The following is a 25980-nucleotide window of genomic DNA, read 5'->3' as shown; positions in this document are numbered from 1 at the left end:
CTGACAAAGAACAGGTCTGCGGAACGCAACCCGAGGACGGCGCGGTGCGTATGTAAAGGTATGCACCCACGCACCCGCCGCCTCGCAGCGTTCGCCACCGCGGCCGCCCTCGGCGCCACCGCCCTCATCGGCTGCAGCGCCGTCGACGCCGTCGACAAGGCCCTCGACTGCGCCAACGTCGCAGCCCGGATCACCGCCGACGTCCAGAACCTGCAGGACGCCGTCAGCAACGCCGGCGACAGCCCGCAGGACGCCGCCAACGCCCTCGACCAGATCGCCGCCGACCTCGCCGACCTCTCCGACAAGACCGGCAACGCCGACGTCAACAGCGCCGTGAGCGACCTCCAGAAGGCCGTCGAGAACGCACAGAAGGCCGCCGAGAACGGCAACGTCCCCGACATCACCCCCGTCGCCGACGCCGCATCCGAACTCTCCAAGGTCTGCACCCCGGGCTGACGGGATAATCGGACCATGCCGCACACCCGCCTGGTCCTCGCCACCCGCAACGCCCACAAGGTCGCCGAACTCCACGCCATCCTGGCCGACGCCGGACTCGGCGTGGAGCTCGTCGGCGCCGACGCCTACCCCGACATCCCGGACGTCCCCGAGACCGGCGTCACCTTCGCCGAGAACGCCCTCCTCAAGGCCCACGCCCTCGCCCAGGCCACCGGCCTGCCCGCCGTGGCCGACGACTCCGGCCTGTGCGTCGACGTCCTCGGCGGTGCCCCCGGCATCTTCTCCGCCCGCTGGGCCGGCAAGCACGGCGACGACCGCGCCAACCTCGAACTCCTCCTCGCCCAGCTCGCCGACATCGACACCCCGCACCGCGGCGCCCACTTCCGCTGCGCCGCCGCGCTCGCCCTCCCGGACGGTACCGAACGTGTCGTCGAGGGCCGCCTCCTCGGCACGCTGCGCTTCGAGCCGCACGGCGCGAACGGCTTCGGCTACGACCCGATCCTCCAGCCGCTCGGCGAGTCCCGGACATGCGCCGAACTCGCCGCGGAGGAGAAGAACGCGATCAGCCACCGCGGCCAGGCCTTCCGGGCGCTGGCGCCGGTGGTGCGGGAACTGCTGGGGTGAGAGATATGCGGCCTGCGCGCCCAGTCCTTGGATTCGCAGGCCACAAGTGGTGCGGCGGAAGGGATTCGAACCCTCAAGCCCGGTCAAGGGCCACAGATCCTAAGTCTGCTGCGTCGCCATTGCGCCACCGCCGCTAGCCGCCACCCATGGTAACGGGTGGCGGCTGCGGGATCGAAGGCGGTTTACCTGATGGCTGGGCGTCTGCCCCCGCGGCACCAGGTGTCGGTGACGGCGTGGCAGTTCGGACACAGAAGCCGCAGATTCTCCGCTCGGTCATCCAGCGGGTCGCCGTTGATGTGATCCACTTCCAGAGTCATCGGTCTGCCGAGCCAGTGCTCGCCGGTGCCGCACTGCGCGCACCGGGAAGGGACGCCGATCTCGGCGAGGGCCCTTCGCAGGAGCACCGCTTTGGTGCGGTTGCCCTTGTTTCGTACGACGAGGATGGCGGCCGCGGGCTTCCTGCCCCTGGCGTCGTTGTCCCTGTTGCCGTGGGCCTGTCCGAGGAAGTGCCCGGTGTCCAGTCCGTCCTCGGCCAACCAGGCACGGAACAGCGCTCGGGTGCGTGTGTTGTCAGGCCTGCCCAACCGGCGGAGCGTCTCGGCCACGGACACGGAGAGCGCCACGGCCTCGCGGAGTTCCGTGGGCGTAGGGCGGGGGCGTTTGCGGCCGCCGTAAGTGGGCCCCTGGAAGTGGGAGATGTCGATGCCGTAATCGCTGAACCGCTTGTACAGGTAGCGATGCAGCTTGTCATAGGGAACTCTGTTGAGGAACGCCACGACCTCCTTCATGGAATGGCATCGCGCCGCCGCCTCTTCGAGCAGTTCGCGGGTGTACGGGGCCCCGGCGCTCATTGAGCGGTGCTCCGGGAGCGCCGCTTGCCCCGCCCCCGATACGTGTCGGTCGTGGCATGGCAGTTCGGACACAGAAGACGGAGATTGCACAGGCGGTTGTCCCGCCAGTTGCCGTCGATGTGGTCGACCTCCAGGGACAGCGGCCGGCCACACCACACGGGCTCCGTGCCGCAGAGCGCGCATCGCTCGGCGACACCCTTCGCCAGCAGCGCCCTCTTGAGCCGGTCACTGTGTACGCGACGGGCCGTCACGGCTTCCTGCCTGACCAGGAGTTCGTCAGGCGACCGTCGACCCCCGCCCCGCGCCTTGGTGACGAAATGCGAGGTGTCGATACCGAACCCGCGAATGCGTCAGCTAATGTGCGTGTGCTGGCCGCCGACGGCGTCCACTCCCAGGTGGTCGAGCACTTCGTACATGTTGGTCGACACGGCGACCGCCTCGGCGAGCAATTCGCGTGTCCAGCGACCGCCTTCCCGTTCGAAGTGCGAAGTGTCCACGCGCAGACGTCTCATCCGCTCCCGCAGGTAACCCCTGGTCGGGCTCTTCGGGTCCAGCCCTAGCTTGGTCATCGCCTCGGTGAGCGTGCGCGACGTTGCAACGGCGTCCGACAGGCGTTCACGGGTGTAGGGGCTAACAGGCACAGATTTCCCCCATGCGATTACGTGTTGCACTTTCGCACGTAATAACGACGCACTTGTACGACGGTTACGCCGTCCGGGATGCGGCGAAGGGCCGGGGACGCGCCGAAGGGCGCCCGGGGTGCTGCGCCGGGCGCCCTTCGGTGGGGGGAGGGGCTACGCGTCCTTGAGGGCCTGGCGCTGGTGGCCGAGGCCGTCGATCTCGAGCTCCACGACGTCGCCGGCCCGGAGGTACGGCTTGGGCTCGGGGTGCCCGAGGGCCACGCCCGCCGGGGTGCCGGTGTTGATGACGTCGCCCGGGTAGAGCGTCATGAACTGGCTGACGTAGCGGACGACTTCGGCGACGGGGAAGATCATCTCGGCCGTGGTGCCGTTCTGCTTGAGGTCGCCGTTGACCCACAGCCGCAGGCCGAGCGCCTGGGGGTCGGGGACCTCGTCGGCCGTGACGAGCCAGGGGCCGAGGGGGTTGAAGGTCTCGCAGTTCTTGCCCTTGTCCCACTGGCCGCCGCGCTCGATCTGGAAGGCGCGTTCGGACACGTCGTGGGAGACGGCGTAGCCCGCCACGGCGGCGAGGGCTTCCGCGTCGTCGGCGGCGTAGCGCAGTTCGCGGCCGATGACGACGGCGAGTTCGACCTCCCAGTCCGTCTTGAGGCTGCCGCGGGGGACGAGGACGGTGTCGTCGGGGCCGACGACGGTGTCGGGGGCCTTCATGAAGAGGATGGGCTCCTCGGGGATCGCGGCGCCGGTCTCGCGGGCGTGGTCGTGGTAGTTGAGGCCGACGCAGACGATCTTGCCGATGCGGGTGAGCGGCGGGCCGACGCGCAGGTCGGCCGCGTCGAGGGCGGGGAGGGTGCCGTCGGCGGCCGCGGTGCGGATGCGGGCGAGGGCGTCCGCGTCGGCGAGCAGGCGGCCGTCGATGTCGGGGGTGAGGGCGGACAGGTCGCGCAGGGTGCCGTCCTGGTCGAGCAGGGCCGGGCGTTCGGCTCCGGCGGGGCCGATGCGCAGTAGCTTCACAGGACTCTCCGGGTGGTGTCGGGGTGAGGGTGGTCGTGTCGGCGGGGCGTCTCCGTGGTCATGCCCGATGGGGGCGGTCATCGGAGGTCTTGGTTGATCCTCCAGCGGCGGGGGCGGCGTCCGCAACCCCTTGCTCGTGGCGGAGATGGTGCATTCGGGCGCGCGTGGCGGAGTGTTGCCGGCGACCGTTGAGTGGTCCGATGTATCGGCTGTGTGTCGGCTGCCGGAGTGGGCGTCTTCGCGGGTCGCCGTCGCGTGACGAGCGGCGGCGGGACGGTTCCGGGGTCGGGGTGGCTTCTTCGGTGCGGCGCCCCGCCGGCGCGCGGCCCGGGGCCTGCGCGGCGGGCTGGGCGCGGCCGGCGGGGCCTGCCAGCCCGGTACGGCGGTCGCCGGGTCGCCGGGGCCTCGCGCCCCTGCACCGGCTACCCGGCGAAGAGCCGGGAGACGGTGTAGATCACGAGGCCCGCGAGGGCGCCCACGACGGTGCCGTTGATACGGATGAACTGCAGGTCGCGTCCGACGTTGGCCTCGATCTTGCGGGTGGTCTGCTCGGGGTCCCAGCCGGCGATGGTGTCCGTGATCAGCGCGGTGATCTCGTCGCGGTAGGTGGTGACGACGTAGGTGGCGGCGTCCTCGAGCCAGCCGTCGATCTTGGCGGTCAGGCGGGGGTCCTGCGTCATCCGGGCGCCCAGCGACAGCAGCGAGGCCCGGGCGCGCAGCCGCAGTTCGCTGCGCTCGTCCTCGGCGGCCGCGACGATCATGGCGCGGACCGAGCCCCACGCGGACTCGATGAGGTCCTGGACCTCGTTGCGGGCGATGAGGTCCTTCTTGAGCTTCTCGACGCGGGCCCGGGTGTCCGGGTCGGACTGCAGTTCGGTGGCGAAGTCGGCGAGGAAGCGGTCGATCGACTGGCGGGCGGGGTGTTCGGGCATGTCCCGCATCTCGGCGGTGAAGCGCACGAGTTCCTTGTAGACGCGTTCGCCGACGCGGCGGTCCACGAAGCGCGGGGTCCAGCCGGGGGCGCCGCCCTGGACGGCGTGCATCACCGAGTCGGAGTGCTCGATCAGCCAGTCGTGGGCCCGGACGCAGACCAGATCGACCACCCGTCGGTGCCCGCCGTCGGCGACGACGCGCTCCAGCATCTTCCCCATGCCCGGGGCGATCTCCTGGGAGTCGGCCCGGCGGGTGATGGCCTCCGCGACGACGGCCTGGACGTCGGAGTCGCGCAGCACGGTCAGGGCGCCGCGCAGCGCCGCCGCGCCCTGTTCGGTGACGCGGTCGGCGTGGTCGGGGTCCTCCAGCCAGGCGCCGAGCCGCCGGGCGATGCCGACCTTGCGCAGCCGAGTGCGGACGACCGCGGGCGACAGGAAGTTCTCGCCGACGAAGTCGCCGAGGGTGCGGCCGAGGGCGTCCTTCTTCGTGGGGATGATCGCGGTGTGGGGGATGGGCAGGCCGAGCGGTCTGCGGAAGAGCGCGGTCACCGCGAACCAGTCGGCGAGCGCGCCGACCATGCCCGCCTCGGCGGCGGCGGCGACATAGCCGGACCAGGGTCCGGCGCCCGCCGACTCGGCCCATCTGGCCAGCGCGTAGACGGCCGTCGCCACCAGCAGCAGGCCGGTGGCGATCACCTTCATGCGCCGTACGCCGCGCCGCCGGCCCTCGTCGGCGGGGCTGTACGAGAACGCCGGAATCGGGTCTTCGCCCGATCCGGTCACCGGTGCCGTTTTCATCCGCCGTATCCACTCCTTCCGCGTATCGTCCACACCACACTCTCCGAGAGTGGAACGAACGACGGGTTCCCGGCGTCCGACAAAGCACACGGGCGGGCCCGACGCCTTCATGGGACCATGGCGACAGCGGATCGTGCCGGTTTCCCGCCCTTTGAGCGCAGGAGTGAACGACCGCATGGCCAGATCGACGGGTTGTGCACTGCTCGCCGGAATCGTCGCGCTGGTCATGGGCGTCTCTGCTGTGATCTTCGTCACCACCGGCGGCGGCTCCGGCACCTTTGAGCGTCCGCCGTCGGCGGCCGGACGTGTCGGCATCCCGCACCAGGCCGCGCCGGCGGCGTCGGGCTCCTGGGTGGGCACCTGGTCGGGCGCCCCGGCCGGGCCGGAGCCGAACGCGCCGGACGGCTATCCGGGGTGGTCGATCCGCAACGTGGTGCACACCAGCGTCGGCGGCACCTCTGTGCGCGTCCACCTCTCCAACCTCTTCGGCCGGGCGCCGCTGCTGGTCGGGCGGGCGACGGTCGCTGTGGCGGCGGCGCCCGGTTCGCCGTCCGCGGCGGCAGGCTCGATGCGGTCGCTGACCTTCGGCGGGCGGACGTCGGTGCGCGTCCCGGCGGGCGGCGCCGTCGTCAGCGATGCCGTGCAGCTGGCCGTTCCGCAGGCGGCGGATCTTCTGGTCACGACGTACACCCCGAAGGCCTCGGGCCCGGTGACGTACCACCCGCGGGCGCAGCAGACCTCGTTCATGGCGTTCGGTGAGCGCACCGCGCGCAGCGACGGCGCCGCGTACACCACGCCGACGCCGTACTGGCGTTACGTGACGGGGGTGGACGTCTTCACGCGGCAGGCGGCAGGGTCGGTGGTGCTGTTCGGCGACTCGATCACCGACGGGATCACCTCCACGGTGGGCGCGAACCACCGGTGGCCGGACCGCCTGGCAGCTCGGCTGCGCGGATCTGGCGACCGCGCGCTGCGGCTCGGCGTCCTCAATGAGGGGATCAGCGGCAACCGGGTGCTGCGGGACGGCGAGTACGGCGGCAATCCGAGCGGCCTGAGCCGCCTGGACCGGGACGCGCTCTCCCAGGCCGGCGTGCGTACGCTCGTCGTCGAGCTGGGCATCAACGACGTGCTGCGGCCGCCGCAGCGCACCGGCGCGCGGGAGATCGTCGCCGGGCTGCGGGAGATCGTGGCGCGTGCCCACGAGCGGGGGCTGCGGGTGCTGGGCGCCACCTTGACCCCGTGCGCGGGGCACGTCAACTACAACGCGCGCGCCGAGGCGGTGCGGCAGCAGGTGAACGCGGCGATCCGGGCGGGCACGGTGTTCGACGAGGTGATCGATTTCGATCGGGCGCTGCGGGACCCGGAGCGTCCCGGCGCGCTGCTGCCGGTCTACGACTCCGGCGACCACCTGCACCCCAGTGACGCCGGTTATCTGCGCATGGCGGAAACTGTGAAGTTGTCGCTGCTCAAGGGCGGCGTGGCGGCCAAGGCGTGACGAGTACGGGACGGACGGCGCACTCATGACGGACCACACGGGCGGGTTGACCGGCTACGCCGAGCACTTCGGCGAGCCCGAGGGCTATCTGGACTTCGCCCGCTACGGCCCGCCCTCGCGGGACGTGCTGGACGCCACGGCGGCCGCCCTGGCGGCGTCGGCGGAGGCCGACCACACGACCGTCAACGACCTGATGCGGGCCGAGCCGCGGGCCCGGGCCGCGGCGGGCCGGCTGGCGGGCACGGACACCGACCACGTGGCGTTGCTGCCCAACGCCTCCACCGGGCTCTTCCACGCGGCTTTCGGCGTGCCCCGCGGCGCCGTCCTGGTGCCGTCGGCCGACTTCCCCTCCAACCACTACCCGTGGCGGCGTGCGGCCGCTCTGGGGCGTGCCGAGCCGCGCTGGCTGGACGGCGCGCCGACGCCGGACGCGGTGCGCGCCGCGCTGACCGACGACGTGGTGGCGGTGTCGATCAGCGCCGTCGACTTCCGCACCGGGTATCGGGCCGACCTGGCGGCGCTGCGCGAGGTCATCGGGGACCGGCTGCTGGTGGTGGACGCGATGCAGGCGTTCGGTGTCGTCGAACTGCCGTGGCAGGCGGCGGACGTGGTCGTGGCGGGCGGCCAGAAGTGGCTGCGGGCCAGCTGGGCGACGGGTTTCGCGGCCCTGTCGGACCGGGCCCTGGAGCGGCTGGAGCCCACGTTGACGGGGTGGACGGGGGTGGAGGACGTCGCCGTCTTCGACGACGCCGAGCATCCGGTCGCGCCGGACGCGCTGCGCTGGAGCATCACGAATCTGAGCCCGGTGACGGCGGCGGCGTTCGCGGTGGCTCTGGAGTTGGTCGAGGGGGTCGGCGTGGCCGCGATCGAGGCGCACGTCGGGCGCCGGGTCGACGGGCTGATCGAGGCGGTCCGCTCGGCCGGCGGGGAGGTGCTGTCCCCGGTGGCCCGTGCGGGGCGGGCGGGGATCGTGTCCTTCGCGGTGCCGGGGGTGGATCCGGCGCAGGTCGCGAAGGTGCTGCACGGGCACGGGGTGACGCCGACGGTGCGTGCGGATTCCGTCCGTCTGTCGGCGCATGCGTCGACCACGGCCGGTGCGGTGGAGCGGGTGCGCGCGGCGCTGGCTTCGTTGCGCTGACCGCGCGGGGGCGCCCGTCGCCGTATGGCCCGTGCGACGGTGCGGGCTCACATCGTGTGCGGGCGGGGCTGGAGGGCCAGAGCCCTCCGTGCCGGGCGGGAACGGCATGGAGGGCTCTGGGCGGAGGACGCACCGCAGCGGTCGGGAGATCGTCGGCTGTCGGTGCGCAGGTGAATCAGGTGAGGAAGCCTCCGTCGACGGCGAGGTGGGCGCCAGTGATGTAAGAGGCGTCATCGGACAGGAGGAAGGCGACCGCGGTGGCGATCTCCCTGGGCTCACCCACGCGCCGGGCTGCGATGGCGGCCGCGATGCCCTCCGCTTCCCCCTCGTTCGCGGCGTCGAGCATCGGGGTGGCGATGACCCCGGGCTGCAATTCGTTGATACGTACTCCGCGGGCGGCCCAGTCCTGGGCGGCCGAGCGGGTGATGCCGCGGATGCCGTGTTTGGACGCCGAGTAGGCTGCCCGCAGCGGCAGGCCACGATCGGCGAACACGCTGGAGACGTTCACGATCGCCCCGCCCCCGGAGGCGTGGATGGCGGGCAGTTCGGCCTTCATGCCGTAGTAGATCGACGACAGGTTGATGGCGAGCGTCCGCTCCCATGCCTCTTCGGGCAGGTCGGGCAGATCATGGTTCTCGCTGCTGATGCCGGCGTTGTTGACGGCGTAGTGCAGGGAGCCGAAACGCTCCACCGTGGTGGTGACCACGTGCTGCACAGCCCTGGCATCAGAGACGTCGGCGGGTAGGACGAGGGCTTCGCCCCCCGCCTCGGTGATCTGGGCCTCGACGTCGCGCAGCGGCTCCTCACGGCGGCCCACCAGGGTCACCCTGGCACCGCGCTCGGCCAGCAGGATGGCAGTGGCCGCGCCCATACCGGTGCCGGCACCGGTGACGAGGGCGACCTTGTCGTGGAAGGGGATCATGTCTTTTGTCCTTCTGGTGTTTCCTTCCGCAGCGCCGTGCCTACTTCTCCGTGTCCGCGGGGAGGTCGACAGGGTAGGGGGCCCCGAAGTCGGCCGAGGCGGAGACGGCCTGCCAGGCGTCGGCCTCCGCGATCTGCGTGCGGGAGTAGTCCAGTGCCATGCGTGCGCCGATGGCGCCGAGGACCAGGTGGCTGGGCAGGTGCTCGCGCTTGGCGACGCGCACCAGAATCGCGGCCGCCCTCTCCGGGTCGCCCGGGGCGTCGTTGCCGCGGAGCCGCTCGGCGAAGGCGCCGACGGTGCCCCGGTAGTACTCGGGGATGGAGTGGACGTCCATTGACGCGCCGGCCCAGTCGGTGGCGAAGCCCGCGGGCTCGACCACCAGGTACCGGATGTTGAAGGGGGCGCTCTCCGTGGCCAGCGTGCGGGTCAGGCCGTCGACGGCGAACTTCGCGGCCTGGTAGGACCCCAGGCCCGGGGTGCCGCCGACTCGGCCGCCCACCGAGGAGAACTGGATGACGATGCCGCCGCCTTGGGCCCGGAGGAGCGGCAGCGCCGCCTTGGAGACGTTGTACACGCCGAAGAAGTTCGTCTCGAACTGGCGCCGGAAGTCCTCTTCCGGGGCGGTCTCGACCGGGGCGATGTTGGCGTAGCCGGCGTTGTTGACGACCACGTCGATACGTCCGAAGCGCTCGCGGCCGGCGTCGAGGGCGGCGGACGCGGCGGCGGCGTCCGTCACGTCGAGGGCCACGGGAAGAAGCCGGTCGCCGTATGCGGTGGCGAGGTCGTCGAGCTGCTCGGGCTTCCGGGCCGTGGCGACGACCTGGTCGCCTGCTTCGAGCGCCGCGATGGTGAGGGCGCGGCCGAAACCGCGCGAAGAACCGGTGATGAACCATGTCTGAACTGTCATGGCTTTAGTGAAACACGGTTGCGCTATTAAGGCAACCCCGTTGCGCTAATATCGCAACGCGAGTGCGTTAGGCTTGGGCTGTGACCAGCCAGTTCCAGCGAGCACGCAGCCCCGAAGCCAAACGCAAGCGGGAAGAGGCGATCCTCGACGCCGCGACGCAACTCGCGGGAGAGCGCGGCGTCCGCGACGTCACCCTCACGGACATCGCCGACGCCGTCGGCATGCACAAGTCCGCGATGCTCCGCTACTTCGAAACCCGTGAAGAGATCTACCTCCGCCTCACCGCACGAGGTTGGACCGAGTGGGTCGCCGCCCTGCAGGCGCAGCTCGACGATGTCGGCCGGCGGACGGCCGACGCCCCTCGAGAACGCGTCCCCGCCGCAGCCCAGGCCCTGACTCGCTCCCTCGTCAGTCGGCCTCTGTTCTGCGACCTCCTCGCCCACGCCCCCCTCAACCTCGAACGCAACGTCTCCCTGGAGACCGTCCGCACCTTCAAACTCAGCGCGCTCGCCCAGTCCGCAGCGGCCTCACGGGCCCTCGCCACCTGCCTCGGCCTGGAGGAAGCACAGGCCCGCAACACCATCACCGCCGCCACAACCATGGCCGGCGCACTCCACCAGATCGCCGCCCCTCACGCTCCCGCCCTGCGGCACCTCTACGCGTCCGACCCCGACCTCACTCATGCCCTGGTGGACGTCGAGCCCCGCCTCACCGACATCCTCACCACGCTGATCACCGGATACCTCGCTGCCTCATGAACCGTGGGCGGTGGCTGACGCGTGCACGTACGAGATGCATGCGGAGGCACGCCCGTTTCTGGCCGGGCTGCGGAGCAAGGGCCGGTTGCCGAACATGGAGCGGGTCTACGCCGGCCGTCACCTTCTGTACCTGAACCACTGTGCCGAGCGCCGTGTCGAGCGGGCCACGGGCACGGGGTGACGCCGACGGTGCGTGCGGATTCCGTCCGCCTGTCGGCGCATGCGTCGACCACGGCCGGTGCGGTGGAGCCCGTTTCGCGAAGGGCGGCGTTCGCGCGCCGCGCCGGGCCGTGTCCGGCGGTACGTCAACCGCGCGCGCCGGTCACTGCTCCCCAAGGCGGCGCCGTTCGTGCCGGAGGGCGCTGTGGGTGTATGCGGGCGAGAGCCCGGAGGCGGCGACTGACGGTGCCGGCCCGGTGGTCGCCGCTGCCGCAGGCGCGCGCCCGTGCGGGCCGCTCGCGCCCCGCGCGAAGCCGCGGATCCGGACCGAGGGGGCGGGGAGGGCCTCCCAGCCGGCGCGCGATGGCGCGTGACCTTACCTCGCGTGACAACCTGATGCCACACTGTGTTCGCCCGGCGGGGTGATGGCTGTCATCCTTTCGGCCTGTCACGGCCTTGTCACGGATGCACATCGATGACCCGGTTTGTCCTGATGTTGGGAGAGTGTCCGGCGGGCCGTACGGCACGATTGACCCAAGATGTTCCGCCGCGGCACAACCCTCGGCGGCCGCGGAGGAGTCAGTACAGACATGAGTAGCAGCAACGCTTCCCCCGGCGGCTCGGAGAACCAGCCGCCCGGCACGAAGCCGAAGCGCACCGGCGCCCGTCGGCTGATCCCGGGCTGGCGCGCGGCGGTCGGCGCGTTCCTGTTGGTCGTGCTGGCGTGCGCGGGGGCGTTCATCGCCGGCTACCAGCTGGTCGACATCCCCAAGGCGAACGCGGGGGCGGTCGCGCAGAGCAACGTCTTCCTGTACTCCGACGGCACCCAGCTGGCCCGCGACGGCACCGTCAACCGCGAGAACGTGAGCCTGAACCAGGTGTCCGAGGTCGTGCAGCACGCCACCCTCGCCGCCGAGGACCGCAACTTCTACCACGAGTCCGCGGTCAGCCCGAAGGCGATGCTGCGTGCGGCGTGGAACACGGTCACCGGCAAGGGCAAGCAGTCCGGTTCGACGATCACCCAGCAGTACGTCAAGAACTACTACCTCAACCAGGAGCAGACGGCGGTCCGCAAGGCCAAGGAGTTCTTCATCGCGATCAAGCTGGACCGCGAGAAGTCCAAGGAGGAGATCCTCGAGGGCTACCTCAACACCAGCTACTACGGCCGCAACGCCTACGGCATCCAGGCCGCCGCCCAGGCCTACTTCGGCAAGGACGCCGACGAGCTGGACGCCGCCGAGGGCGCGTACCTGGCGACCCTGCTCAACGCGCCCAGCGAGTACGACATCGTGGCCCACCCGCAGAACAAGGCCAAGGCGGTGGCGCGCTGGGACTACGTGCTGGACGGGATGGTCAAGGAGGGCTGGCTGACCGAGCGCGAGCGCGCCACCCTGAAGTTCCCTGAACCGCACAAGGCCAAGGCCGCCACCGGGATGTCGGGGCAGCGGGGCTATCTGGTCGAGGCCGTCAAGGACTACCTGAACGAGTCGGGGATCCTGGACGAGAAGACCCTGCGCTCCGGCGGTTACCGCATCACCACCACCATCGACCGCAAGAAGGAGAAGGCCTTCGTCGACGCGGCCGAGGAGCAGCTGCTGGACAAGCTCGACCCGAAGGCGCACCCGGTCGACAAGTTCGTGCGGGTCGGCGGGGCGTCCATCGACCCGGCCACCGGCAAGGTCGTCGCGATGTACGGCGGCGTCGACTACACCAAGCAGTTCGTGAACAACGCGACCCGCTCCGACTACCAGGTGGGCTCGACCTTCAAGCCGTTCATCTTCGCCTCCGCCGTGCAGAACGACTCCACCACGCAGAACGACCGGCGCATCACCCCGTACACCGTCTACGACGGCCGTAACAAGCGCGAGGTCATCGGGCCGGACGGTCCCACCGGCTACGCCCCGGCGAACGAGGACGACGTGTCCTATGGCGCGGTCACGGTCAGCAGTGCCATGGACAAGTCCGTGAACTCGGTCTACGCCCAGATGGCGCAGGACGTCGGCCCGGGCAAGGTCAACGACACGGTGCGGGCGCTGGGCGTGCCGGAGAAGGTGAAGCTGGTGACCACGCCGGCGATGGCGCTCGGCACGATGACGGCGAGCCCGCTGGACATGGCGCAGGCCTACGCGACGCTCGCCAACCACGGCCGGTACGTCCCGTACACCATGGTCGTGAAGATCACCAAGAACGGCCAGGAGGTGGCGCTGCCCACGCGCAGGCCCAGGCAGGCCGTCCACCGCCAGGCCGCCGACACCACGACCTCCATCCTGCGCTCGGTGGTCCGGGGCGGCACGGCCACCGCGGCGCAGGCCGCGGGCCGGCCCGCGGCGGGCAAGACCGGCACCATGGAGGAGGACAAGGCAGCCTGGTTCGCCGGCTACACCCCGGACCTGGCGACCGTCGTCGCCGTCATGGGCCAGGACTCCCAGACCGGCGCCCAGAAGAAGCTGTACGGCACCACGGGCCTGGCCCGCGTCAACGGCGGCGGCTACCCCACGCAGATCTGGGCCCAGTACACGGCCGACGCGCTGAAGGGGAAGCCCGCGAAGAACTTCACCCTGCGGCTGCAGCCCGGGGCGGAGGCCCCGCCGGTCACGAACACGCCGAAGGCGCCCGCCACACCGTCCAAGACGCCCACGGCACCGCCGACCACGACGGCCCCGCCGGAGTCCCCCGAGCCGCCCGGTACGCCGCAGCCGCCCACCAGCCATGAGCCGACCGAGCCCGAGGGCCCGGCCAGTCCGGGTGACGACGGCGGTGCCGACGGTGGTGTCGACGGCGGCACCGACGGCGGCGGCGGACTGCCCATCGGCGGCCTGGACGGCGGTCCGGGCGGCGGGGACGACTTCCCCTAGCAGGGGCGGGCGTCGCCGGGAAGGTCCCCGGCGGCGCCCGGTACGGCTCCTGTCCGGGCGGGCCAGGCCGTCAGGCCAGGGCAGAGGGGGGTGAGCCAGGCGCTGGCGCGCCCCTCAGGGCCCCGAGGTGGCCTTCAGGCCGACCACGGACACCAGCAGCAGGCAGATGAAGAAGATCCGGGCGGCGGTCGCGGGCTCGTCCAGCACCAGAATGCCGAGGACGGCCGCACCGGCCGCGCCGATCCCCACCCACACTCCGTAGGCGGTGCCGATCGGCAGCGTCCGGGCCGCGTACGACAGCAGCAGCATGCTCGCCACGATCGCCAGTCCCGTGCCGACGCTGGGCCACAGCCTGGTGAAGCCGTCGGTGTACTTCAGGCCGATCGACCAGGCGACCTCGAGCAGGCCGGCGACACACAACAGGACCCATGCCATGGCGGGCACCTCCGAGATCCTTGGGGGGACAGGGGGTGCGTCGTCTTTGCATGGGCCCTGGTACGGCGCGTCTCGTCAGGGTGGGGCCCGACGATAGCAAATCAGAGGTACAGGCCGGTGGAGTCCTCCGAGCCCTGCAGCCGCTCCGCCGCCACCGCGTGCAGGTCGCGTTCCCGCATCAGCACATAGGCGGTGCCCCGCACCTCGACCTCGGCGCGGTCCTCCGGGTCGAAGAGCACCCGGTCGCCGACCTCCACGGTCCGTACGTTCTGTCCCACCGCCACCACCTCGGCCCAGGCGAGCCGTTTGCCGACGGCCGCCGTGGCGGGGATCAGGATGCCGCCGCCGGAGCGCCGTTCGCCCTCGGGGACGTCGGAGCGCACCAGCACGCGGTCGTGCAGCATGCGGATGGGAAGCTTGTCATGCGTATTCGAACTCACAGGTATGACGTTACCGGCGACGCCGACGCAGCGAGAGCCCGGCCACCACGGCGACCAGCGCCACCGCCGCCACCCCGACCGGCACGATGCGCTCCACGCGGGGCGCGCCGTCCTGTGAAACGAAGTGGCCCCGCAGTTCGGTCACGCCGCGGTTCACCGCCACATACGCGCGGCCCGCGGTGCGGTCCACCACGGAGGCGACCTTCGCCTTGGCGTCCGCCGCGATCGTGCTCGGGTGCATCCGCACCGCGATCTCGTCCAGCGTCGCGGCCAGCGCCTGCCGCCTGAGAGCGATGTCCGCCTCGATCTGTGCAGGGCTCCTGCCATCCGACACTGCTCCGCCTCCCTCGTCCTTGTCGACCGGTACCGTGCAGACAGTCTGTCAGCCCGTCCGTGCCGACGCCCGTCGGCACCCCGAACCGGAGAACTGCACCATGAGTGAGCGCCTCCAGCCCGGCGACACCGCCCCCGCCTTCACCCTTCCCGACGCCGACGGCAACGAGGTCTCCCTCGCCGGACGCGCCGGCCGCAAGGTCATCGTGTACTTCTACCCGGCCGCCCTCACGCCCGGCTGCACCAAGCAGGCCTGTGACTTCACCGACAACCTCGACGTCCTCGCCGACGCCGGTTACGACGTCATCGGGATCTCGCCCGACAAGCCGGAGAAGCTCGCCAGGTTCCGCGAGAAGGAGTCCCTGAAGGTCACCCTGCTCGCCGACCCCGACAAGTCGGTGCTGACCGCGTACGGCGCCTTCGGCGAGAAGAAGCTGTACGGCAAGGTGGTGACCGGCGTGATCCGTTCCACCGTCGTCGTCGACGAGCAGGGCGAGGTCGAGCACGCCTGGTACAACGTCAAGGCCACCGGACACGTCGCCAAGCTCCTGCGCGATCTGGGGGTCTGACCTCCGCCGCCCCGCTGCCCGGGTCGTCACGCCCGGGTGTGCGAGCCGGTCAGCGCCGCGTACACCACGACGTTCGCCGAGTAGGACTGGGTGGCGGCGTCGAAGGTGCCGCCGCAGGTGATCAGCCGCAGCTCGGGGCGGACCCCCGAGCCGTACACCCGGTCGGGCCGGAAGCCCTTCTTGTCGACGATCTCCACTCCCTCGACGGCGAACTCGGCGACGGAGCCGTCCGAGCGGGTGATCTCCACCAGGTCGCCCTGCGTGACCGTGCTCAGGGCGTAGAAGACCGCCGCCTTGGTGCGGGTGTCGACATGACCGACGATCAGTGCCGCCCCGGCGTCGCCGGGAGCCGGACCGCGCCCGTACCAGCCCGCCACGTCCGGCGTGCTGTACGGCGGCGGGTCCACCGCGCCGTCGGCGGTGAGCCCGCGCTCCACCAGGTCGGCGTGGATGCCGGCCGAGGGGATGTCGATCCGCAGCGGCCGCGCCGGGGGGAGCGGCGTGTGTGCGGCGTAGAGCTGCGCGGGCCGCCCCACGGACCCGGCCTGCGTGGTCGCCGCGGGCGCGGGGCCCCCTTCGGAGCCCGGCAGGACCGGGTCGACGTAGCCCTTCAGCCACGCCGCGCAGAGCACCACGGCGGCCGCGAGGGCCGCGACGGTACGTCCCTGCACGGGTCAGTCCCGGGTGCGGCGTCGGTGCGTCACCAGTCCCGCTGCCCCCGCCACGGCCAGCACCCCGGCCGCCACGACGCCGGGCACGCCCGCCGGCTGCTGCTCCGCGGCGGCCTGGTGGTCCGCCATGGCGCCGCCGCCCGCGGGGACGGGCGCGGAGGGGAAGCCGGAGGCGGCCTCGGTGACCTCCAACGTGCCCTCGTGGGACTTTCCGTCGCAGGTGATGGAGACCCGGTAGGAGCCCGGGGTCAGCCCGGAGCGGACGACCGCGGAGGCGTACATCCCGCCGTCGCTCGCCGGGGCGAGCGTGACCGGGGTGACGAACGCGGAGGAGCTGACGGTGCCGGTCTTGGCCCGGTCGCACTGGTCCGTGCGGACATCGACGTCGCCGCCGGGGCCGGCCGTGCCGGGGGTGATCCTCACCGGGCCGCTGCCGACGCCGCCGACTCCTGCGACCCCTCCGGCATCGCCCACACCGCCAACACCGCCGGTGCCGCCCACGCCGCCGGTGCCGCCCACGCCGCCAACACCGCCCACGCCGCCAACACCGCCCACGCCGCCAACACCGCCCACGCCGCCAACACCGCCGACTCCTCCGACTCCTCCGACTCCGCCCACGCCGTCCGGGCCGTCGTCATCGTCGTCGTCCCGTACGGGGGCGTCGCGGCCGCTGTCACCGCGCCCCTCTCGCTCGTCATCGTCATCGTTGCCGTCGTTGTCGTCGTCGTTGTTGTTCCTGCCGAACTGCAGGAGGGAGCCGCCGTCCTCGTCCTCGTCGCCCCCGCCTCCGCCGCCGAACCGGAGCGTGGGGCCGCCGGAGTCGTCCCGGCCGTCGTCAGCCAGCGCGGCGGGGCCGCAGAGAGCGATCAACGTCGCCGCGGCGGCGGCGCACAAGGGAACGCGGGCGGCCCCCATGACTGAGCCCATGATCACTACCTCCACTCACCCGGGCTCATGCCGTCGGATCGGTCGCCCCGGTCCTCCGAAGGTCCCTTCCCGCGCGGGCCCTCGCATGCGGTGGTGCTCCGGACGGGTCGGGAGATCGCCCGGTTCGGGGAACAGGGCGGACAAGGCGCTCCTGTGCACAGGTCACCCGGCCGGACTAGAGTCCGCAGCCATGACAGCACGCAAGCCCATCGAATCCTGGCTCACCGACATGGACGGCGTCCTCATGCACGAGGGCGTCCCGGTGCCCGGCGCCGACGCCTTCATCAAGCGGCTGCGTGACTCGGGCCGTCCGTTCCTCGTCCTGACGAACAACTCGATCTACACCCCTCGCGACCTGGCGGCCCGGCTCAGCCGCATCGGCCTGGACGTGCCGCCCGAGAACATCTGGACCTCGGCGCTGGCCACCGCCCGCTTCCTGGACGACCAGCATCCCGGCGGGACGGCGTACGCCATCGGCGAGGCGGGGCTCACCACCGCCCTGCACGACGCGGGCTATGTGCTGACCGACCACGAGCCGGACTTCGTGATCCTCGGCGAGACCCGGACCTACTCCTTCGAGGCCCTGACCAAGGCGATCCGCCTGATCAACGCCGGCTCCCGGTTCATCGCCACGAACCCCGACAACACCGGGCCCTCGCCCGAGGGGGCGCTGCCGGCCACCGGCTCGGTGGCCGCTCTGATCACGAAGGCGACCGGGAAGGACCCCTACTTCGTCGGGAAGCCGAACCCGCTGATGATGCGCACCGGCCTCAACACCATCGGCGCGCACTCCGAGACCTCCGCCATGATCGGCGACCGCATGGACACCGACGTGCTGGCGGGCCTGGAGGCGGGGATGCAGACCTTCCTGGTGCTGACCGGCCTGACCGAGGCGGGCGACGTCGACCGCTTCCCCTACCGGCCGACCACCGTCGTGAACTCCATCGCTGACCTCGTCGACCTCGTCTGACGAGGTCCGCCCCCGGCCCCGACGGATGGGGGGGCCGGGGGACGTGCGCGCGTCCGCGGGTCGGTGTGCCGTTGGCCCGCCGCTTCGACGGATCTGGCGGGGCTCACCGAGGCAGGCGGTCCCAGAACGAGCAGTGGTGCGCGGTGTACGCGTCGACGGGCCGGATCCCCCCTGGCCCCGGAGCCAGCGACTGCACCGACCGCGCGTGAGGTGACGAAGCGCGGAGCAGCGGCCAAAGCGGGGCGCCGGGGGTGTTCGGGTCGCCGGTGTGCGCGAAGCTGGTCCAGTAGCCGACCATCCGGTCCGCCAGGGCGCGCTGGGTGTCGGTCAGCGGCCGCTCGGTGGGGAAGGCGGAGAACAGGAACGGCATCTCGAACCCGTGCGCCGCACCGTAGGGGAAGTCCGGGTTCGCCGGCAGCCCGGAGAGGACGGGGGCGTTCGGGTCGTCGAACTCGTAGCCGTACAGGGGGAGGCGGGGGGCGTGGGCGGCGATGGCCCGGCCGGCTGCCAGGGTGGTGCAGGTCAGGGACCGGTCGGTGAGCACCGCGGCCCAGGCGAGTGCGGGCGTGGGGTGGTCCGCCGCCGGGTACGCCGCCTCGACGGCCGGGGCCGCGGACCCGAAGGCGTCCACCAGACGGGCCCGGTAGTCGCTCTCGGTCCGGATCGGGAACGCGGCGAGCGACAGGCCGACGAACATCCGCATCTCGTCGTGGTTGGTGCCCTGGAGGACCGGTACGCGGTGGAAGCGTCCCGACGCCAGCGCCTGTTCCGGCGCCTCGGGCAGCAGCGTGTTGCCGTAGGCGGGCCGGTTGAAGGACTGCATCAGCTGCGCGGTGGCGAGACGGTCCGTGCTCTGCCCGCGCAGGCAGGCCAGCTCCTCCTTCTCGCCGCCCATCGCGCAGCCCAGTTGCCGGCCGGCTTCCGCGCCGGCCGCCTGGACGTCGCGCTCTGCGGCGAACGGCTCGTACGCAGGCGTTCCGGGTCCGAGGGCGCCGCGGGGGAAGGACATGAGGCAGGAACCGCTCTGGAGCACGGCCCGCTGGAAGAGCCCGGCAGCGGACGGCGAGGTGAGGTGCGCGCAGATGCCGAGGGCGCCCGCGGACTCACCGAACAGCGTGACCCTGCCCGGATCGCCGCCGAAGTGCTCCGCGTTCGCCCGTACCCAGCGCAGGGCGGCCTGCTGGTCCGCCAGGCCGAACGGAGGGGCGGCGCCCAGGCCGGGGTGGCCGAAGTAACCGAAGATCCCCAGCCGGTAGTTGACCGTGACGACGACCGTGTCACCCCGGACAGCGAGGTCCGCGGCGCTGTAGTCACCGCCGGAACCGCCCAGGAAAGCGCCCCCGTGCAGCCACACCAGCACGGGGCGCTTCTGCCCCGCCGGCTTGCGCGTGGGCGCCGTGACGTTGAGATACAGGCAGTCCTCCGACCCGAGAACCGCGCCCGCACCCGGTTCCGGCATCTGCACGCAGCGCTGAGCCGCCGTCGTCGCGTCCCTGACGCCGTGCCACGCGGCGACGGGCGCCGGGGGACGCCAGCGCAGCGGTCCGGTCGGCGGCGCGGCGTAGGGAACGCCGTCGAAGGTGGCGTACGAGCCGTGCGACACTCCGCGGACCAGGCCGTGGTCGGTCCGTACGACGGGACCGCTCTGCCGCGCGGAGACCGGGGAACGGGATGGTGCGCCGTTCGCCGGTACGGCGGTGGCCGCGATCAGCGCCGCCGCGCAGAGCAGGGGGAGGAACAGCACGCGGAGCAGTGCTCCCGGGCTCGACCGCGGTGCCGGCGCGGCCGGAGACGTGGTCGGGGACGTGGCCGGGGCCGTTGGGGACATGGTCGAGGACATGGAGGTACCCACCGTTCTTCGTCGGAGGGGATCGGACGGGGCCGCACGAGCGGCACGGACCGGTGGGGCCCGCACGAGGCCGGTTCGGCCGTGACGGGGCGCGAGTTGGTCGGGGAGCGGTGCGGGCCGACCCGGTCAGTGCTCACTACGCTAGGAGCTCCCGCGCGCTGGAGGTTCAAGAGACCGTGACGCACGACACATGGAGCATCGGCGAGCTCGCGGCCGGCACGGGGGTCTCGGTGAAGACCCTCCGCTACTACTCCGACAGCGGTCTGCTGCCCGTGGCCGGCCGCAGCGCGGGTGGTCATCGGCGCTACGGTCCCGAGGCGTGGGAGCGGATCCATCTCATCCGGCGCTTACGGGCGCTGGGCACCCCGATCGCCGCCATCACCCAGGTGGTCACCGGCGAGCGCACCCTGGGCGAGTTCGTGACGGCCGAGCTGGAAACGGTGCAGGATCGGCTGACCGAACTGCGCTGGCGCCAGGCCACCCTCGAGTCCCTGGACGACTGCCCGGGCGAGGAACGCCTGCGGCGCCTGGAGGTCCTCTCCCGCGTGCCGCGGCTTCCGCAGGCGCGGCGCACCCTCACCGACCACTGGTACCGCGAGCTGCCCGCGGCCATGCCCAGGCGCCGACTCGACATCATGGTCGCGATGCTGTCGCCCGAGCCGCCGCAGGACCCCGACGCGACCACGGTCCTGGCCTATGCCGAGCTCCATCTGCTCATCTCCACGCCGGGTTTCACCCGCTGGACCCAGGACCACGCCGAGGAGATGAGGGACGCCCCGGCCTTCTACCAGGAGGTCGACGAGGCCGCCGCGCTGACGGCCACCGCTGTGGCCCTGGGTCTGCCACCCGGCCCGGGGGATGCGGTGGACGCCTTCGTGTCCGCCCACGCGAGGGCCCGCCGGGAGGCGGACACCCCCGCATTCCGTGCGCACCTGCATGAGCTGGTGTCGAGGTCGTCCGGCTTCGACCCGCGTCTGGAACGTTATTGGGCGCTGGTCGGCACGGTCACCGGCGGGCGTGTGCTGAACATGACGGTGGCTCACCAGTGGCTGACGGACGGGCTGGCGCTCTCGACCGCCGGCGCGACACCTTCGACGCCTTCGCTTTCGACGGCTTCCATGCCGTCCGTGCCGACGGGCTCGACCGCCGCGGGAGCCCCGTCCAAGAGCGGGAGCCCGGGGAGACGGCGCTGAACGGGGCACGTGGGAGGTCCGGGGTCCGGCGCGGCTCGGCGGCTCGTGTTCCCGGAGGCGGGTCTGCGGGACGTCGAGCACGGGAGCGCGGCGGCCTCGAGACGGGGCCGCCCCCGTTGTGCCCGCCTCACCCCCGGCGGCTGAACCTCAGGGCCGCCCCGCCCATCACCATGAGCACCCCGGCGCCCGTGAGCACCAGCGCGGGCGCCCGGTGCTGGTCGCCCGTGGCGGCGAGGCCCGGGAGGGTGCCGGGGCCGGTCCCGTCGTCCTTGCCCCGCTCGCCCGGGGCGGCTCCCGTTCCGGGACGGGAGCCGCCCCGGCCCGCTTCCGGCCCCGCTTCCGGCCCCGCTCCGGCGCCGGGTCCGGGCCTCGCGCCGGCCCCGGTGCCTGCGGAGGGGCGCGGTGCCGGGGCCGTGCCCGGGTTCTCGCCGGGGCCGGTGCCCGTGCCCCCGTCATTCCCGTCCCCGGCCCCGTCTCCGTCGTCGGGCCGTCGCTCCTCGCCGGTGCGGCCCGGGTCCGGAGGCCGGGGCCCGGCCGCGGCGTCCGGTGACGGCAGGACGTCGAAGTCGTAGCCGGCGGACTCCCCGACCCAGTCGCCGTCCCGGCCGCGGCGCTCCATGACCGTGGCCGACGCCGTGACCGGTCCGGCGGAGGCGGCCGCCGTGAAGCGCAGCCGCAGGGCGATCGCCACCTTGCGCCCCGGAGGCAGCGTGGTGCCGGGCCCGTCCTCGCCGCCCACCACGGCGATGTTCTCGTCGTTGTCCGTGTGCTCGACGGCCACCGGCCGCCATACGCGGTCCGGTGTGCTCCCGGCGCCGGCGACGGGTGCCGGCGCACGGTACTCCAGCCGGATCTGCTCGGCCGCCAGCGCGCGCCCGCGGTCGACGAAGACGAGGACCGGGTGGACGTCCCGCAGCGGATCGTGCGAGGTGTTCTCCAGCTCCACCCGCAACTCCCGGGGCGCGGCTCCCGCCGTGTAGGCGGGGGGGCCGCCCAGCAGCCGGGCGGTGACCGGGAAGGGCTCCGCGGCTGCCGGGGCCGGGGGGACCGCAGCCAGGGCCGCGGCCGCCGTGACGGCAAGACGACTGACGGCCGGAGCGCTGCACCACCTCATGGACAGCGAAGCTCTCACGGTCATCCGCTGATATCACCGCGCGACGCGGCGCCGGCCGGCCGCTCACCCGTACGGGCGGTCAACGCACCGCCGTCTGGCCGAAGAGGGGGGCCAGCGCCAGCAGCGCCGCTCCCTCGGCCACCGCGCGCCGCCCGGCCGGGGCGACGGTGACCGGTACGGTGCGGCCGGCCGCGCGCATCGTGCGCGGGTCCATGGCGGCGGCCACCTCGCGTACGAACAGCCCCGGGTCGGCCAGCACCGTACGGCCGCCGAGCACCACCCGGTCGATGTCCAGCAGGGAGACCAGGTTCGCCGCGCCCACGCCGAGCAGCCGCGCGGCCTCCGCCGTCTCTCCGCGGCCGACGGCGGCCAGGCACAGCGCCTCCAGGCAGCCCCGGTTGCCGCAGGCGCACGGCGGGCCGTCCAGGGCGACGGCCTGGTGGCCGAACTCCCCGGCGCCCGTGCGGGCGCCGCGGTGCAGGGTGCCGTCGAGGACGAGGCCCGCGCCGAGGCCGGTGCCCAGGTGCAGGTAGCCGAAGGAGTCCCCGGCGCCCGGGACCGCCCCCGTGCCGGCGCCTCCCGCGGTCGCTTCGCCTCCGGCGCCCGGCGGGAGCACGGCGAGGGCCGCCGCGTTGGTGTCCTTGTCCAGCACGACCGGCAGCCCGAGGCGTTCGGCCAGCGCGTCGCGCAGCGGGTAGCCGTCCCACCCCGGCAGGCCCGTGACGCGGTGCAGCACCCCCGCGGCGTGGTCGAGCGGGCCCGGGCAGGCGAGCCCGGCGCCCAGCAGAGCGCCCTTGGCGCCGGGCGTCGCGTCGACAGCCGTCCGGACCAGTCCGGCCACCGCCTCCAGTACCTCCTCGGCCGGGCGGCCGAGATCCAGCGGGACGGTCCTGGCGTCCACCACGCCGCCCGCCAAATCGGTGAGCACGACGGTCAGTTCGTCACGGTCCAGGTGCACTCCGGCGGCGAACCGGGCGCGGCGCGCCAGCCGCAGCAGGGTGCGCGGCTTGCCTCCGGTGGGGGCGCCCCGTCCGGCCTCGTCGACCAGCCCGTCGGCACGCAGCCGCGCGGTGATCTTGCTGACGGCCTGGGGGGTGAGCCCGGTGCGCTCGGCCAGCTCCAGACGGCTGATGCCCCTTCCGCCACCGGCCGTCGCCGTCCGCAGCAGGCCCAGCACGAGGGCGGTGTTGTGGCTGCGCAGCGCGGGCAGGTTGGCCCCGGAGTTTCCCCTGTTCACCTCTCCATTGTCGGACTCCCTTGCGCTTTGGCAACAGCGTTGCTTAAGTGGGCGCATGTCTTCCGCACCTCTTCGCGTCGCTCTGGTCGGCTACGGTCTGGCCGGCTCGGTCTTCCACGCCCCGCTGATCGCCACCACCGACGGCCTCGTCCTGGACACCGTCGTCACCGGCAACCCGGAGCGCCAGGCGCAGGCCCGCGCCGAGTACCCGGACGTCCGCCTGGCCGACCGGCCGGACGAGCTGTGGAAGCGCGCCGGCGAGCTGGACCTGGTCGTCGTGGCCTCGCCGAACAGGACCCACGTCCCGCTGGCGACCGCCGCCCTGGAGGCCGGGCTCGCGGTCGTCGTCGACAAGCCGGTCGCCGGCACCGCGGCCGAGGCGCTCGCCCTCGCCGACCTCGCCGACGAGCGCGGTCTGCTGCTCTCGGTCTTCCAGAACCGCCGCTGGGACAACGACTTCCTCACCCTGCGCGGCCTGCTGGAGCGCGGTGAACTGGGCGAGGTGTGGCGCTTCGAGTCCCGTTTCGAGCGGTGGCGGCCCAGCCTCAAGGGCGGCTGGCGCGAGTCCGGCGACCCGGCCGAGGTCGGCGGTCTGCTCTACGACCTCGGCAGCCACCTCGTCGACCAGGCGCTCACCCTCTTCGGGCCGGCCGTCTCGGTGTACGGAGAGCTGGACGCGCGCCGGCCGGGAGCGCAGGTGGACGACGACGCCTTTGTGGCGATCACCCACGCCGGGGGCGTCCGCTCGCACCTGTGGATGAGCGCCACCACCGCGCAGCTCGGCCCCCGCTTCCGGGTGCTCGGCAGCGCCGCCGGATACGTCAAGCACGGCCTGGACCCGCAGGAGGCCGACCTGCGCGACGGCGCCCGCCCGGCGCCCGGCGAGGCGTGGGGCGCGGAACCGGAGGCCGAGTGGGGCGTGCTGGGGGCGGGCGGCGACCTGCGCTCCGTACCGACCCTGCCGGGCGACTACCCCGCGTACTACGCCGCCGTCGCCGCCGCCCTGCGCGACGGCACCGCCCCGCCGGTCACGGCCCGCGAGGCCGCCGCCGCGCTCACCGTCATCGAGGCCGCCGCCGCATCGGCCCGCGAGGGGCGGACCGTACGGCTCACGCCGACGGCATGACGCGCTGAGCCCTGCACCCGAGCCGGGGTGGCGCGAGCCGGCCGGCCCCTGCTCGGCGCCGGTCGCGCGGTGCCGGTGCGCTTCATCGACCTGCCCCCGGACTCGGCCGGGCCCGCCTGCCCGTGCCGGGCGGCGGATCGTGCGCGCGCATGGCCTCCTCGTGAGCCCCGCGTAGAGCTCCCACAACCATCGTTACGGGCCATCTTCGCACCGACTCGACCGGGACGCCGCCCTTGCCGCACACACGAACGAGGGCGCCCCTCCTGGAGGAGGGACGCCCTTTCGCTGTGCGCCGCCAGGGACTCGAACCCCGAACCCGCTGATTAAGAGTCAGCTGCTCTGCCAGTTGAGCTAGCGGCGCTCATCGACAGAGAGGATCCTACCTGACCGGCGGAGGTGCTCTGGACCGCGTCCTCGAGGAGCGCGGGATCATCGTCCAGCCAGCCGAGGCGGACCATCTTGACTCCGGCCTGGAACCGGCTGTCGGCCCCTATCTGCTGCATCAGCTCGGCCACTATCCGCCGCACCGTGCGGTCGGACAGGCCCAGCTTCCGGCCGATGGCCTCGTCCGTCAGGCCCGAGGCGAGCAGCCGTACGACCTCCCGGTGCCGCGCGACGGGCGCGGCGCCGACGTCGTCGGTGAACAGGTCCGAGGCGGCCGCCCAGCAGTGCTCGAACATCTGCCGCAGCACGGCCACCATGGCGGGGCTCCGCAGGACCATGGCGGAGCCCTCGGCCCCGTCGCCGGCCCGCTCGTCGAGGCCCAGGGCCGGCACGACGGCGAGCGTGTGGTCGACGATGATCAGTTTCATGGGCAGCGTCGCGGCCGTCCGGACCTCGCCGCCGTCGTTGGCGTAAGTCCTCAGGTGTGCCCGGACATTCGGCACGGCTGCTGCCGTGGCGAGGTAGATCGAACGTTGCCGGACTCCGCGGTTGAAGAGTTCGCGGTTGCGGTCGTCGGCCTTGAACAGGGGGATCTCCCCCGGCACAGTGGGGTGCATCGAGAGGATCTCGGTCGTGGCGGTACTGGCCCCCTCGTCGAGGATCGCCGCGATCTGCGCGGGCTGGGCGGCGACCTCGATCCGAGCCTCCGCCAAGTGCCTCATGTGCACTGGTTGAAATTCGCCGGCCACCTGGCTGAGCGCCGCGTGGGCGTCCGTGATCGTCCTGACCAGTTCCTCGGTGCGCCGCCGGCTGCCCTCGATGAGCTGGGCCATCGCCGTCGCGGGGGAGTGCACCGACCAGCCGCTACGGGAGGAGGGGAACGCGGTGGTGAGGCCGAGGGCCGCGAGGGTGCGGAGGGCGTCGTCGAGTTCGGCGCGTGACCAGCCGGTGAGTGAACAGACGCTCTCGGGCGTCCAGTCGGCGTCCGCCAGAGCTAGGGCGTACAGTTCCTGCGCTCTGGCGCGCAGGAGGTCGTCGTCGGTCACTGTAGGCACCCCCAATGCTTCACGTCACCCCCGGGCATCGATCAGGTTACGGTGCAGGGCTGCCGTATGGACCCTTCGGGGGTCATCCGGTCCCATGTGTCCGCATAGGGCCATGTCCGAATCCGGAACGGGAAAACTA

The 25980-nt window shown here is 72.6% G+C and carries 25 protein-coding genes, 2 tRNA genes and 1 pseudogene; 11 read left to right on the top strand and 17 right to left on the bottom strand.

Going from position 1 to position 25980, the window contains the following annotated elements; all coding sequences use genetic code 11:
• Nucleotides 1-60 precede the first annotated feature (60 nt).
• Together AC3ET4_RS04855 and rdgB are read left to right on the top strand one after the other, a co-directional pair.
• Entirely contained in the window at nt 61-456 is a 396-nt protein-coding gene (locus AC3ET4_RS04855) for a hypothetical protein (RefSeq protein ID WP_431946236.1), read from the top strand.
• Nucleotides 457-471: 15 nt separating this feature from the next.
• Nucleotides 472-1080 carry an RdgB/HAM1 family non-canonical purine NTP pyrophosphatase gene (gene rdgB / locus AC3ET4_RS04850; RefSeq protein ID WP_431946234.1) on the top strand — a complete coding sequence of 203 codons (609 nt, stop codon included), beginning with the start codon at nt 472-474 and terminating at the stop codon, nt 1078-1080.
• A 47-nt stretch (nt 1081-1127) separates the two neighbouring features.
• Here rdgB and AC3ET4_RS04845 read toward each other — a convergent pair.
• From AC3ET4_RS04845 to AC3ET4_RS04825, 5 genes and pseudogenes are all read right to left on the bottom strand, one after another.
• Nucleotides 1128-1214, bottom strand: a tRNA-Leu gene (locus AC3ET4_RS04845).
• Nucleotides 1215-1262: 48 nt separating this feature from the next.
• On the bottom strand, nt 1263-1931 hold the full coding sequence (locus AC3ET4_RS04840; RefSeq protein ID WP_431946232.1) for an HNH endonuclease: 669 nt from the start codon (nt 1929-1931) through the stop codon (nt 1263-1265).
• Nucleotides 1928-2572: pseudogene (locus tag AC3ET4_RS04835) on the bottom strand (HNH endonuclease signature motif containing protein). The gene AC3ET4_RS04840 and the pseudogene AC3ET4_RS04835 overlap by 4 nt, the downstream one beginning before the upstream one ends.
• A gap of 153 nt (nt 2573-2725) precedes the next feature.
• Nucleotides 2726-3583 (bottom strand): fumarylacetoacetate hydrolase family protein, encoded by an 858-nt coding sequence (locus tag AC3ET4_RS04830; RefSeq protein ID WP_431946230.1) that lies wholly within the window; start codon nt 3581-3583, stop codon nt 2726-2728.
• 422 nt (nt 3584-4005) lie between these two features.
• Nucleotides 4006-5313: a DUF445 domain-containing protein gene (locus tag AC3ET4_RS04825; protein WP_431946228.1), complete on the bottom strand. Its 1308-nt coding sequence runs from the start codon at nt 5311-5313 to the stop codon at nt 4006-4008.
• Nucleotides 5314-5488: 175 nt separating this feature from the next.
• Between AC3ET4_RS04825 and AC3ET4_RS04820 the strand changes: the two genes are divergently transcribed.
• Nucleotides 5489-6808: an SGNH/GDSL hydrolase family protein gene (locus AC3ET4_RS04820; RefSeq protein ID WP_431946226.1), complete on the top strand. Its 1320-nt coding sequence runs from the start codon at nt 5489-5491 to the stop codon at nt 6806-6808.
• 25 nt (nt 6809-6833) lie between these two features.
• On the top strand, nt 6834-7946 hold the full coding sequence (locus AC3ET4_RS04815) for an aminotransferase class V-fold PLP-dependent enzyme (RefSeq protein ID WP_431946224.1): 1113 nt from the start codon (nt 6834-6836) through the stop codon (nt 7944-7946).
• A gap of 175 nt (nt 7947-8121) precedes the next feature.
• Here AC3ET4_RS04815 and AC3ET4_RS04810 read toward each other — a convergent pair whose 3' ends face one another.
• Both AC3ET4_RS04810 and AC3ET4_RS04805 read right to left on the bottom strand, forming a co-directional pair.
• Complete coding sequence (locus tag AC3ET4_RS04810) at nt 8122-8868, bottom strand: SDR family NAD(P)-dependent oxidoreductase (protein ID WP_431946222.1); 747 nt, start codon at nt 8866-8868, stop codon at nt 8122-8124.
• 40 nt (nt 8869-8908) lie between these two features.
• Entirely contained in the window at nt 8909-9775 is an 867-nt protein-coding gene (locus AC3ET4_RS04805) for an SDR family NAD(P)-dependent oxidoreductase (RefSeq protein WP_431946220.1), read from the bottom strand.
• 80 nt (nt 9776-9855) lie between these two features.
• Here AC3ET4_RS04805 and AC3ET4_RS04800 point away from each other — a divergent pair, with 80 nt between their 5' ends.
• Together AC3ET4_RS04800 and AC3ET4_RS04795 are read left to right on the top strand one after the other, a co-directional pair.
• Complete coding sequence (locus AC3ET4_RS04800) at nt 9856-10533, top strand: TetR/AcrR family transcriptional regulator (RefSeq protein WP_431946218.1); 678 nt, start codon at nt 9856-9858, stop codon at nt 10531-10533.
• A gap of 749 nt (nt 10534-11282) precedes the next feature.
• Complete coding sequence (locus tag AC3ET4_RS04795) at nt 11283-13547, top strand: transglycosylase domain-containing protein (RefSeq protein WP_431946216.1); 2265 nt, start codon at nt 11283-11285, stop codon at nt 13545-13547.
• A gap of 114 nt (nt 13548-13661) precedes the next feature.
• Here the strand turns inward: AC3ET4_RS04795 and AC3ET4_RS04790 are convergent, their stop codons facing one another.
• The 3 genes from AC3ET4_RS04790 to AC3ET4_RS04780 all read right to left on the bottom strand — a co-directional run bounded on the left by AC3ET4_RS04790 (nt 13662) and on the right by AC3ET4_RS04780 (nt 14756).
• Nucleotides 13662-13982 carry a DMT family transporter gene (locus AC3ET4_RS04790; RefSeq protein ID WP_431946214.1) on the bottom strand — a complete coding sequence of 107 codons (321 nt, stop codon included), beginning with the start codon at nt 13980-13982 and terminating at the stop codon, nt 13662-13664.
• Between the two features lie 101 nt (nt 13983-14083).
• Nucleotides 14084-14422, bottom strand: a complete 339-nt coding sequence (locus AC3ET4_RS04785) for a GroES family chaperonin (RefSeq protein ID WP_026251892.1) — start codon at nt 14420-14422, stop codon at nt 14084-14086.
• Between the two features lie 10 nt (nt 14423-14432).
• Nucleotides 14433-14756 (bottom strand): DUF3618 domain-containing protein, encoded by a 324-nt coding sequence (locus tag AC3ET4_RS04780; protein WP_431946212.1) that lies wholly within the window; start codon nt 14754-14756, stop codon nt 14433-14435.
• A gap of 100 nt (nt 14757-14856) precedes the next feature.
• On the opposite strand from AC3ET4_RS04780, the gene bcp reads away from it, so the two are divergent.
• Complete coding sequence (gene bcp / locus AC3ET4_RS04775) at nt 14857-15324, top strand: thioredoxin-dependent thiol peroxidase (protein WP_431946210.1); 468 nt, start codon at nt 14857-14859, stop codon at nt 15322-15324.
• Nucleotides 15325-15350: 26 nt separating this feature from the next.
• Here bcp and AC3ET4_RS04770 read toward each other — a convergent pair whose 3' ends face one another.
• Entirely contained in the window at nt 15351-15995 is a 645-nt protein-coding gene (locus AC3ET4_RS04770; RefSeq protein ID WP_431946208.1) for a class F sortase, read from the bottom strand.
• Between the two features lie 3 nt (nt 15996-15998).
• Nucleotides 15999-16922 (bottom strand): hypothetical protein, encoded by a 924-nt coding sequence (locus tag AC3ET4_RS04765; protein WP_431946206.1) that lies wholly within the window; start codon nt 16920-16922, stop codon nt 15999-16001.
• 190 nt (nt 16923-17112) lie between these two features.
• On the opposite strand from AC3ET4_RS04765, the gene AC3ET4_RS04760 reads away from it, so the two are divergent.
• Nucleotides 17113-17892: an HAD-IIA family hydrolase gene (locus tag AC3ET4_RS04760; RefSeq protein WP_431946204.1), complete on the top strand. Its 780-nt coding sequence runs from the start codon at nt 17113-17115 to the stop codon at nt 17890-17892.
• A gap of 103 nt (nt 17893-17995) precedes the next feature.
• On the opposite strand, the gene AC3ET4_RS04755 is transcribed toward AC3ET4_RS04760, so the two are convergent.
• Complete coding sequence (locus AC3ET4_RS04755; RefSeq protein ID WP_431946202.1) at nt 17996-19636, bottom strand: carboxylesterase/lipase family protein; 1641 nt, start codon at nt 19634-19636, stop codon at nt 17996-17998.
• 281 nt (nt 19637-19917) lie between these two features.
• Here AC3ET4_RS04755 and AC3ET4_RS04750 point away from each other — a divergent pair, with 281 nt between their 5' ends.
• Entirely contained in the window at nt 19918-20934 is a 1017-nt protein-coding gene (locus tag AC3ET4_RS04750; RefSeq protein ID WP_431946200.1) for a helix-turn-helix domain-containing protein, read from the top strand.
• 127 nt (nt 20935-21061) lie between these two features.
• Here the strand turns inward: AC3ET4_RS04750 and AC3ET4_RS04745 are convergent, their stop codons facing one another.
• Nucleotides 21062-22072, bottom strand: a complete 1011-nt coding sequence (locus AC3ET4_RS04745) for a hypothetical protein (protein WP_431946198.1) — start codon at nt 22070-22072, stop codon at nt 21062-21064.
• Nucleotides 22073-22127: 55 nt separating this feature from the next.
• On the bottom strand, nt 22128-23285 hold the full coding sequence (locus AC3ET4_RS04740; RefSeq protein ID WP_431946196.1) for an ROK family transcriptional regulator: 1158 nt from the start codon (nt 23283-23285) through the stop codon (nt 22128-22130).
• A 55-nt stretch (nt 23286-23340) separates the two neighbouring features.
• Here AC3ET4_RS04740 and AC3ET4_RS04735 point away from each other — a divergent pair, with 55 nt between their 5' ends.
• Complete coding sequence (locus tag AC3ET4_RS04735) at nt 23341-24411, top strand: Gfo/Idh/MocA family oxidoreductase (RefSeq protein WP_431946194.1); 1071 nt, start codon at nt 23341-23343, stop codon at nt 24409-24411.
• Nucleotides 24412-24699: 288 nt separating this feature from the next.
• Here AC3ET4_RS04735 and AC3ET4_RS04730 read toward each other — a convergent pair.
• A tRNA-Lys gene (locus AC3ET4_RS04730) sits at nt 24700-24772 on the bottom strand.
• The gene (locus AC3ET4_RS04725) at nt 24735-25091 is read right to left on the bottom strand and encodes a LuxR C-terminal-related transcriptional regulator (RefSeq protein ID WP_431946250.1); all 357 of its coding nucleotides are present in this window, start codon (nt 25089-25091) and stop codon (nt 24735-24737) included. The genes AC3ET4_RS04730 and AC3ET4_RS04725 overlap by 38 nt, the downstream gene beginning before the upstream one ends.
• On the opposite strand from AC3ET4_RS04725, the gene AC3ET4_RS04720 reads away from it, so the two are divergent.
• Nucleotides 25017-25736 carry a hypothetical protein gene (locus AC3ET4_RS04720; RefSeq protein ID WP_431946192.1) on the top strand — a complete coding sequence of 240 codons (720 nt, stop codon included), beginning with the start codon at nt 25017-25019 and terminating at the stop codon, nt 25734-25736. The two genes, AC3ET4_RS04725 and AC3ET4_RS04720, sit on opposite strands and share 75 nt — an antisense overlap.
• The last annotated feature ends 244 nt before the right edge of the window (nt 25737-25980 follow it).

It is taken from the genome of Actinacidiphila sp. bgisy167 (genome assembly GCF_057707665.1).
This window is presented reverse-complemented; position numbering and strand designations above follow the sequence as displayed.

Bases quoted from the DNA above. Each gene is read 5' to 3' on its own strand.
- rdgB (WP_431946234.1), top strand. From the start codon at position 472: ATGCCGCACACCCGCCTGGTCCTCGCCACCCGCAACGCCCACAAGGTC.
- AC3ET4_RS04810 (WP_431946222.1), bottom strand. From the start codon at position 8,868: ATGATCCCCTTCCACGACAAGGTCGCCCTCGTCACCGGTGCCGGCACC.
- bcp (WP_431946210.1), top strand. From the start codon at position 14,857: ATGAGTGAGCGCCTCCAGCCCGGCGACACCGCCCCCGCCTTCACCCTT.
- AC3ET4_RS04760 (WP_431946204.1), top strand. From the start codon at position 17,113: ATGACAGCACGCAAGCCCATCGAATCCTGGCTCACCGACATGGACGGC.
- AC3ET4_RS04815 (WP_431946224.1), top strand. From the start codon at position 6,834: ATGACGGACCACACGGGCGGGTTGACCGGCTACGCCGAGCACTTCGGC.
- AC3ET4_RS04855 (WP_431946236.1), top strand. From the start codon at position 61: ATGCACCCACGCACCCGCCGCCTCGCAGCGTTCGCCACCGCGGCCGCC.
- AC3ET4_RS04805 (WP_431946220.1), bottom strand. From the start codon at position 9,775: ATGACAGTTCAGACATGGTTCATCACCGGTTCTTCGCGCGGTTTCGGC.
- AC3ET4_RS04790 (WP_431946214.1), bottom strand. From the start codon at position 13,982: ATGGCATGGGTCCTGTTGTGTGTCGCCGGCCTGCTCGAGGTCGCCTGG.
- AC3ET4_RS04735 (WP_431946194.1), top strand. From the start codon at position 23,341: ATGTCTTCCGCACCTCTTCGCGTCGCTCTGGTCGGCTACGGTCTGGCC.
- AC3ET4_RS04820 (WP_431946226.1), top strand. From the start codon at position 5,489: ATGGCCAGATCGACGGGTTGTGCACTGCTCGCCGGAATCGTCGCGCTG.
- AC3ET4_RS04795 (WP_431946216.1), top strand. From the start codon at position 11,283: ATGAGTAGCAGCAACGCTTCCCCCGGCGGCTCGGAGAACCAGCCGCCC.
- AC3ET4_RS04765 (WP_431946206.1), bottom strand. From the start codon at position 16,922: ATGGGCTCAGTCATGGGGGCCGCCCGCGTTCCCTTGTGCGCCGCCGCC.
- AC3ET4_RS04725 (WP_431946250.1), bottom strand. From the start codon at position 25,091: ATGTTCGAGCACTGCTGGGCGGCCGCCTCGGACCTGTTCACCGACGAC.
- AC3ET4_RS04825 (WP_431946228.1), bottom strand. From the start codon at position 5,313: ATGAAAACGGCACCGGTGACCGGATCGGGCGAAGACCCGATTCCGGCG.
- AC3ET4_RS04840 (WP_431946232.1), bottom strand. From the start codon at position 1,931: ATGAGCGCCGGGGCCCCGTACACCCGCGAACTGCTCGAAGAGGCGGCG.
- AC3ET4_RS04745 (WP_431946198.1), bottom strand. From the start codon at position 22,072: ATGACCGTGAGAGCTTCGCTGTCCATGAGGTGGTGCAGCGCTCCGGCC.